Below are 7,111 nucleotides of genomic sequence, written 5' to 3' on the forward strand. Positions count from 1 at the left end.
TTGGGAAGGAAGCAGCTTTGGCTGGTGATTGCGGCCCTGATATTGATGAATTGCCTTACGATCGCTTTTTTTCTTTCAAAGGCAAATACAGCAGGTAGTACCTTAGGAAATGAAGAGACAGTAGCTACCATTGGAAAAAAGACGATTTTGCGGCAAGATTGGCTTTATGAGCTGGAATCTAGGTATGGAAAAGATGTCTTAAAGGAAATGGTTGACCAAAAGGTCATTGAAGAAATGGCGGCAAAATATCATATTAACGTATCCAGCCAGGATGTCGACCGCGAATTTAGAATGCTGCAATCCACCGCGAATTCATTTACTAAACAAAATAGTAAGAATGAAAAAAAGTGGAAGGAACAAATCCGCAGTAACCTTTTGTTAGAGGAACTATTAACAAAAGATGTTGAAATTTCAACCGGTGAACTGGAAAGCTATTATCAGAAAAATAGAGACCTTTTTGATTTACCATCTGCTTATCATTTATCACATATTGTTGTCCCTACACAGGAAGAGGCAGACAAAGCGATGCAAGAGTTGGCCCAAGGCTCTAATTTTTCAACCTTAGCCATGGAACGATCCATTGATGAGTTTTCTGCTAATGAGGGCGGAGATATTGGTTATATGAGTGTGGGGGATGAGCGGTATCCCGGTCAATATATTGAAGTAGCTAAAGAACTAAAGATAGGTGCCTACAGTATGCCTGTTAAAGTAAAAGAAGGCTATGCTATCCTTAAGCTAGGCGGAAAGATCCGTGGGAAGAAATATTCTTTTGAAGATGTAAAAGAGCAAATTCGCCGGCAAATCGCTCTTGAACAAATGAAATCACCGGCTTCTGCAACTACCTTTTGGGATGATGCGAAGGTCGAATGGTTCTATGGTCATAAAGGGAACTAAAGCACAGGATACAAATCTGTGCTTTTTTTAAATAGCAAGTGTATAAATGTTTAAATATTGTAAAAATACGCAAACAAAACGATTGACAAACCTAGTATAGAACTGGTAAATTTAATGATATAAATCCAATCAATTTACTCGGAATAGGGGTGCTCTTAATGGTTCGTGTTGCAAATTCAGTTGCCGAATTAGTCGGCCAAACGCCAATTGTTAAATTAAACAGATTAGTAGATGAAAATAGTGCTGAGGTTTATTTAAAACTAGAATATTTTAACCCAGGCAGCAGTGTAAAGGATCGTATCGCTTTAGCTATGATTGAAGCGGCAGAAGAGCAAGGGTTAATCAAACCAGGTGTCGATACCATTATTGAGCCTACAAGCGGAAATACTGGAATTGGGCTTGCGATGATTGCTGCAGCAAAAGGTTACAAAGCCGTGTTTGTTATGCCTGAAACGATGAGTTTGGAAAGACGGAACCTCCTTCGTGCTTATGGTGCTGAACTAGTATTAACACCTGGTCCAGCGGGTATGAAGGGTGCGATTGCTAAGGCTGAAGAGCTTGTTAAGGAACATGGCTATTTCTTGCCGCAACAATTTAAAAACCAAGCAAACCCTGAAGTTCATAGAAGAACAACAGGTAAAGAAATTGCTGAACAAATGGAACAATTAGATGCATTTGTTTCTGGAATTGGTACCGGAGGAACAATCTCAGGTGCAGGAAGTGTTCTTCGCGAAACATTCCCTGAAATTAAAATCTATGCAATTGAACCAACAGATTCACCAGTTCTTTCAGGTGGTGCTCCTGGTCCACATAAACTTCAAGGTCTTGGTGCAGGATTTGTTCCTGAAACTTTAAATACTGACATTTATGATGAAGTGATCCAAGTTGGTACCGAAGAAGCTTTTGCCGCGTCAAGACGTGCAGCAAGAGAAGAAGGAATTCTTGGAGGAATTTCTTCAGGAGCAGCAATTCACGCAGCATTAGAAGTTGCTAAGAAATTAGGTAAAGGTAAAAAGGTACTAGCAATTATTCCTGATAATGGCGAACGTTATTTAAGTACCGTACTTTACCAATACGATGCTGAATAATAATTAATGAGTGGCGTCGGCTTTGCCGATGCTTCTTTTTTTTGTAAACCATTTAGAATTTCATGTATGATAAGGGGAGTAAAAAAGGCTGGATAGGAGGAAAAGGTATGAATACATCTCAAGAACTCATCCAATGTGGACCATATACCTTGGATTGTAGTAAAAAGACCATGATTATGGGCATTTTAAATGCAACTCCAGATTCCTTTTCGGATGGCGGGAAATTCAACCAGGTTGAATTGGCTGTTAAACGAGCAAAAGAAATGGTGGCAAATGGTGCGGATATAATTGATATCGGCGGGGAATCGACACGGCCAGGCTTTGCAGCCGTACCTGCTGAGGAAGAGCTCGAGAGGGTGATTCCGATCATAAGGGCAATTTCTGAACAAGTGCAAGTTCCGATCTCGATTGATACGTATAAAGCTGAAGTGGCGAAGCAGTCAATAGAAGCTGGAGCTCATATCATCAATGATGTATGGGGGGCAAAAGCAGATGAAAAGATGGGACAAGTGGCAGCTGACTACGGTGTTCCGATTGTACTTATGCATAATCGTCAGGAGAGAAACTACCAGGTATTTATGAGAGATGTTATCAATGACCTCTATGAAAGTATAGCCATCGTTAAAAAGGCGGGAGTGAAGGATGAACAGATTATCCTCGACCCTGGTATCGGTTTTGCTAGGGATTATAAAGAAAATCTGCTAACCATGCAGAATTTAGATACGTTTGTTAAGTTAGGTTATCCCGTGTTATTAGGAACTTCCAAAAAATCGATGATTGGACAAGCATTAGATCTCCCTGTTCATGAAAGAATGGAAGGTACAGGAGCAACCGTCTGTTTCGGAATCCAAAAGGGCTGCCATATAGTCCGTGTTCACGATGTGAAAGAAATGAGCAGAATGGCTAAAATGATGGATGCCCTGATGGGAAAGGGTGAAACGATTGGATAAAATCTACGTCAATAGAATGGAGTTTTACGGGTACCATGGTGTGTTTTCAGAAGAGACTCGGTTGGGACAGCGTTTTGCCGTCGACTTATCAGTTGCTATTGATTTAAAAAAGGCAGGCGAAACGGATAATCTGGAATTCTCAGTGAATTATGCGGAACTATACCAAGTTTGCAAAGAGATAATGGAGGGTCCACCTTTTAAATTAGTCGAGGCAGTGGCAGAGAGAATTGCAGCAGGTGTGCTGACAGGCTTCCCGCTTATATCTGAAGTAACTGTTAAAGTGATTAAACCAGATCCGCCCATTCCAGGTCATTACCGCTCCGTTGCAGTAGAAATTACAAGGAGAAGATAAAAGTGGAAAACACAGCATTTATTGCCCTTGGCTCGAACATGGGAAACCGTTATGATAATATAACGAAGGCGATCAAAAGATTAACAAGTTATTCTGGAATTCATTTGGTAAATTACTCCTCTATTTATGAGACGGATCCGATTGGCTATGAAGACCAAGATTTATTTTTGAATATGGTAATTGAGATTCAGACGGCCTTTAGTTCAATGGATTTATTAGATTTATGTTTAGAAATCGAATTAGAACTTGGAAGAAAAAGGGAGATAATATGGGGTCCGCGGACAATAGACCTTGACATTCTTACCTTTAACCAAGAAAATATTCAAAGCGAGAAGCTTATTGTTCCACATCCAAGGATGTTAGAGCGAGCGTTTGTAATTATTCCACTTTTAGAAATCTATCAGGACAAGAAATGTTCGGAGATAAATAAATTACTCAAGGCATCATTAGAAGAATTACCAAATAAAGAAGGAGTCCGAATATGGAAGCGGAAAAATGGGGAAGACGTATTCGAGCCTATCGGAAGTTAAAGGGCTTTACACAAGAAGGTTTTTCGAAGGAACTAGGTGTATCCGTATCGATTTTAGGCGAAATTGAAAGAGGAAACCGCCTTCCTGCCACTGATTTACTGGAAAGGATTGCGAATTCTTTAAAAATCACAATAGATGACTTAAAGCCGAAAGACTTATAAAGCTGGCGCTGCTCTAGATTGTAGTCTAAGTAAAACTCATGAATCATTACAAGAAGAATTGGAGGTGGATTCATGTTAAAGATTGGCGATATTGAAATGAAGAATCCAGTAGTCCTGGCCCCGATGGCCGGAGTATGTAACTCGGCATTCCGTTTAACGGTAAAAGAGTTCGGTGCTGGTTTGGTTTGTGCAGAGATGGTAAGTGATAAAGGGATCGTTCTTAAAAATGAGAAAACAATGAATATGCTTTATATCGATGAGCGTGAAAAACCGTTAAGCTTGCAAATCTTTGGTGGTGAGAAAGAAACACTAGTCCAAGCGGCTAAATTTGTTGATCAGAATACCAACGCTGATATTATTGATATTAATATGGGTTGTCCTGTTCCAAAAATTACAAAATGTGATGCTGGGGCGAAGTGGCTGCTTGACCCAAATAAAATTTACGAGATGGTTTCTGCGGTGGTAGCGGAGGTCGAAAAACCTGTAACTGTAAAAATGCGGATGGGCTGGGATGATGAGCATATTTTTGCCGTAAAAAATGCTCAGGCCGTAGAACGTGCAGGAGGAAAGGCTGTTTCCTTGCATGGTCGAACGCGTGTTCAGATGTATGAGGGAAAAGCTAACTGGGATATTATTCGTGAAGTAAAGCAAAACCTTAATATTCCGCTAATAGGAAATGGTGATATTTTGACACCGCAAGATGCCAAGCGTATGCTTGAAGAAACTGGTGTAGATGGGGTAATGATCGGAAGAGCGGCTTTAGGTGACCCGTGGATGATCTACCGCACCGTTCAATATTTAGAAACGGGTATTTTAATGCCTCAACCAACGGTTAGTGAAAAGATTGATGTATGCATCCTTCATCTTGACCGCTTAATCGCGCTAAAAGATGAATATATTGCGGTTCGTGAAATGCGCAAGCATGCAGCCTGGTATTTAAAAGGGGTGCGCGGCAACGCTAAAGTTCGTAATGCTATTAATGAATGTGAGACTAGAAATCAATTAGTAACAGTATTAAATGAATTGGTCACAGAAGTGGAAGCATTAGAACAAAGTCAGTTAATTGTAGGATAAACTTGTCACTTAAAGTGTCTTTTCTATACTAATTTGGATGCTGCCAGTGAAAAAACTGGCAGTTTTTATTTTATTAACATCTTTTTTGATGTCTGAAAGTATAAGTTTGTGTAAAATAATAAAGTATGTAGAAAAATGGGATCGCCTTATTTATAGCATTTTACATAATAAAAGATTATTGGAGTGAATATTATGAGTCAGGAAGATTTAAATGACCAATTAATGGTCAGACGTGAAAAAATGAATACCATGCGTGAAAATGGTTTAGATCCATTCGGAAAACGTTTTGACCGCTCACACAACACAAAGGAATTAGTTGAGCAATATGCTGAATTAGAAAAAGAAGAGCTAGAAGCAAAAAATGTTGCTGTTTCTTTAGCAGGCCGTATTATGACAAAGCGCGGAAAAGGAAAAGCGGGCTTTGCACATCTTCAAGATTTAACAGGTCAAATTCAAGTCTATGTTCGCCAAGATGCAGTCGGCGAGGAAAACTATAAACTATTCGATTCTTCAGATCTTGGAGACATCATTGGAGTAACTGGTACATTATTTAAAACAAAAGTAGGCGAACTATCTGTTAAAGTAGAAGACTTTGTGTTTTTAACAAAAGCGTTACGCCCGCTCCCTGATAAATTCCATGGACTAAAAGATGTTGAACAGCGCTACCGTCAACGTTATTTAGACTTAATTATGAGTCAAGAAAGTAAGGCAACTTTTATTTCAAGAAGCCGTATTATTCAATCAATGCGCCGTTATTTAGATGACCACGGCTATTTAGAAGTTGAAACACCAATGATGCATTCTATCGCTGGTGGAGCATCTGCACGTCCATTCATAACACACCACAACGCTCTTGATATGCCATTATTTATGAGGATTGCGATTGAGCTCCACTTAAAACGCTTGATTGTCGGCGGTCTAGAAAAGGTTTATGAAATTGGCCGTGTTTTCCGGAATGAAGGTGTCTCTACCCGTCACAATCCTGAATTCACAATGATTGAACTTTATGAGGCTTATGCAGATTACCGTGATATCATGAGTTTGACGGAAAATCTAATTGCTCATATTGCTCAAGAAGTAGTTGGTTCAACGACTGTCCAATATGGCGATTATGAGGTAGACCTTAAACCTGAGTGGAAAAGACTTCACATGGTAGATGCTATCAAAGAATACACTGGTGCAGACTTCTGGAACGAGATGAGTGTAGAAGAAGCTCGTGAGCTTGCAAAAGAACACGGTGTTGAAATTAATAACAACATGCTTTATGGTCATATTGTTAATGAATTCTTCGAGCAAAAAGTAGAGGAAAAGTTAATTCAGCCTACTTTTATTTACGGGCATCCAGTAGAGATCTCGCCGCTTGCGAAGAAAAATGATGAGGACCCAAGATTCACAGACCGTTTTGAATTATTCATTGTCGCTCGTGAACATGCGAACGCATTTACAGAGCTGAATGATCCGATTGATCAAAGAGAACGGTTTGAAGCGCAATTAAAAGAACGTGAACAAGGAAATGACGAAGCCCATATGATGGATGACGACTTCGTTGAAGCTTTAGAATATGGTATGCCGCCTACAGGAGGATTAGGAATTGGAATAGACCGCTTAGTTATGCTGCTTACTAATTCCCCATCTATCCGTGACGTACTATTATTCCCGCTTATGCGTCATAAATAGTCTTTTAAAAAAGTGCCATTTCATTGGCACTTTTTTTTATGACGAAGCCTATGAAGAGTTTGAATATTATTACTTTGGAAATTTGGAGAAAAAATAATAAAATACTATTGCACCTAATCTCGAATGGTGGTATATTAATATCTGTTGCTGCGAGGCAATGGTGGTTATCAAAAAAAGAATTTAAAAAGTTGTTGACATTCTATTGATAACTTGGTAAGATAATAAAGTCGCTTTAAGGCGATTGAGTAATTGATCTTTGAAAACTAAACAAACAAAATCGTGCAAACAAACAATAAATTTTAGTTTCTTTTTAAGAAACTAAGCCAACGTAACAAATGAGCTAATCAACTTTCTTGGAGAGTTTGATCCTGGCTCAGGACGAACG

8 protein-coding genes are annotated in these 7,111 nt (G+C 39.3%); all 8 read left to right on the top strand.

The features are described from left to right. The 8 genes from FS608_RS27000 (at position 1) to lysS (ending at position 6,726) form a co-directional block, all read left to right on the top strand. Entirely contained in the window at positions 1-894 is an 894-nt protein-coding gene (locus FS608_RS27000) for a peptidyl-prolyl cis-trans isomerase (protein WP_144555631.1), read from the top strand. A gap of 158 nt (positions 895-1,052) precedes the next feature. After that, positions 1,053-1,982, top strand: coding sequence for a cysteine synthase A (gene cysK, locus FS608_RS27005; RefSeq protein ID WP_144555632.1), 930 nt, complete (start codon positions 1,053-1,055; stop codon positions 1,980-1,982). A gap of 107 nt (positions 1,983-2,089) precedes the next feature. Then, positions 2,090-2,932, top strand: coding sequence for a dihydropteroate synthase (gene folP / locus FS608_RS27010; protein WP_144555633.1), 843 nt, complete (start codon positions 2,090-2,092; stop codon positions 2,930-2,932). After that, positions 2,925-3,284, top strand: a complete 360-nt coding sequence (gene folB / locus FS608_RS27015; RefSeq protein WP_144555634.1) for a dihydroneopterin aldolase — start codon at positions 2,925-2,927, stop codon at positions 3,282-3,284. The genes folP and folB overlap by 8 nt, the downstream gene beginning before the upstream one ends. A 2-nt stretch (positions 3,285-3,286) precedes the next feature. Next, entirely contained in the window at positions 3,287-3,814 is a 528-nt protein-coding gene (gene folK, locus FS608_RS27020) for a 2-amino-4-hydroxy-6-hydroxymethyldihydropteridine diphosphokinase (RefSeq protein ID WP_144555635.1), read from the top strand. Then, the gene (locus FS608_RS27025) at positions 3,766-3,975 is read left to right on the top strand and encodes a helix-turn-helix domain-containing protein (RefSeq protein ID WP_144555636.1); all 210 of its coding nucleotides are present in this window, start codon (positions 3,766-3,768) and stop codon (positions 3,973-3,975) included. The genes folK and FS608_RS27025 overlap by 49 nt, the downstream gene beginning before the upstream one ends. A gap of 72 nt (positions 3,976-4,047) precedes the next feature. After that, on the top strand, positions 4,048-5,049 hold the full coding sequence (gene dusB, locus FS608_RS27030) for a tRNA dihydrouridine synthase DusB (RefSeq protein WP_144555637.1): 1,002 nt from the start codon (positions 4,048-4,050) through the stop codon (positions 5,047-5,049). 192 nt (positions 5,050-5,241) lie between these two features. After that, positions 5,242-6,726 carry a lysine--tRNA ligase gene (lysS, locus tag FS608_RS27035; RefSeq protein WP_144555638.1) on the top strand — a complete coding sequence of 495 codons (1,485 nt, stop codon included), beginning with the start codon at positions 5,242-5,244 and terminating at the stop codon, positions 6,724-6,726. Positions 6,727-7,111: the final 385 nt, after the last annotated feature.

The organism is Bacillus sp. X1(2014) (genome assembly GCF_007678255.1).